Here is a 1,294-nt window from a genome sequence, read left to right on the forward strand (position 1 = left end):
TGGACTAACCTAATTTAGTGGGACAATATAAAACACCTTCGAAATGGTACACTTTAAACAAGTACTTATATCGGAGGTGTTTTTGCATGGGCAAAAACGTATATTCAAGCGAAACAAAATGGGCAGTTGTGAAAGACAAAATGAGTGGATTGTTAACCACAAAAGAGATTATGGAGAAACACGGAATCAAGAATGTTTCACAAATTAAGACCTGGATGAAATGGTATCGTGAAAATGAAATCCATCGTTTCGATCAACCAATAGGCAAACAATATTCATATGGACATGGTCCGGAATTCACTAGTGACGATGAGAAGAAAGACAATCAAATTTCACATTTAAAAATGGAGAATGAAATTTTAAAAAAGTACATGGAGATGGTAAAGGAGTTGAAAAAGGAATAGTACTTCAAATCGTGGAGAAATTCCGATTAAAGTATACGGTGACTTCAATCTTGTCGGCCTTACAGGTACCTCGCTCTAGCTATTATCGTTGGCTGGCTAAAGGCGCAGTGCACATTCGGACTATAGAGGAAGAAACAATTATTGAACTTTGCAAGAAAACAAAATATAGAAATGGACACCGGAAAATAAAAGCGTTATTGGCAAGAGAACATGATATTAAGTTAAATCGGAATACGGTTCAAAAAATCATGCAAAAATTTCATCTTCAATGCAAAGTGAAACAAAAGAGAAAATGGAAGTCCCAAGGGGACTCGGAAGTAATTGCCCCTAATCTTTTAGAACGTAATTTCACAGCTATCAAACCTAATGAAAAATGGGTAACCGATATAACTTATATCCAATATGGTACTACGACTTTATTTCTCTCAACGATTATGGATTTGTATAACAATGAAATTGTGGCTTATAAGCTTTATGATCATCAACAAACACCACTGGTTATGGATACTTTGAAAGAAGCATTAAGCATTCGTAATAATCCAGAAGGGGTCATGGTCCATTCGGACCAAGGAAGTGTGTATACTTCTTATGCGTTTCAAGAATTCGTGAAAGAAAGACATCTTGTGAGCAGTATGTCGAGAAGAGGAAACTGTTGGGATAATGCAGTTATTGAATCATTTCATTCGAACTTAAAAACGGAAGAATTTCAGTATATTAAATTCAATTCGTTAAGTAATGTCAGTGTTGCACAGAAAGTCGAGGAATACCTTCGTCACTATAACGAAGAACGAATTCAAAAAAAATTAGGCTACCTCACACCAAAAGAATTTGGATGTTTGGCAGCCTAATATAGGTGTTTTATATGTGTCTCATAACACTAGGTCAGTTCA

The 1,294-nt window shown here is 35.5% G+C and carries 1 protein-coding gene; it reads left to right on the forward strand.

Going from position 1 to position 1,294, the window contains the following annotated elements; translation table 11 throughout:
* The first annotated feature begins 86 nt into the window (after positions 1–86).
* A protein-coding gene (locus M9R32_RS15960) for an IS3 family transposase (RefSeq protein WP_269927724.1) occupies positions 87–1,252 on the forward strand; the annotation gives its coding sequence in 2 pieces (ribosomal slippage) (positions 87–363 and positions 363–1,252; 1,167 coding nt in all).
* Positions 1,253–1,294 lie beyond the last annotated feature (42 nt).

It is taken from the genome of Paenisporosarcina quisquiliarum (assembly GCF_027563315.1).
Taxonomy (GTDB): domain Bacteria; phylum Bacillota; class Bacilli; order Bacillales_A; family Planococcaceae; genus Paenisporosarcina; species Paenisporosarcina quisquiliarum.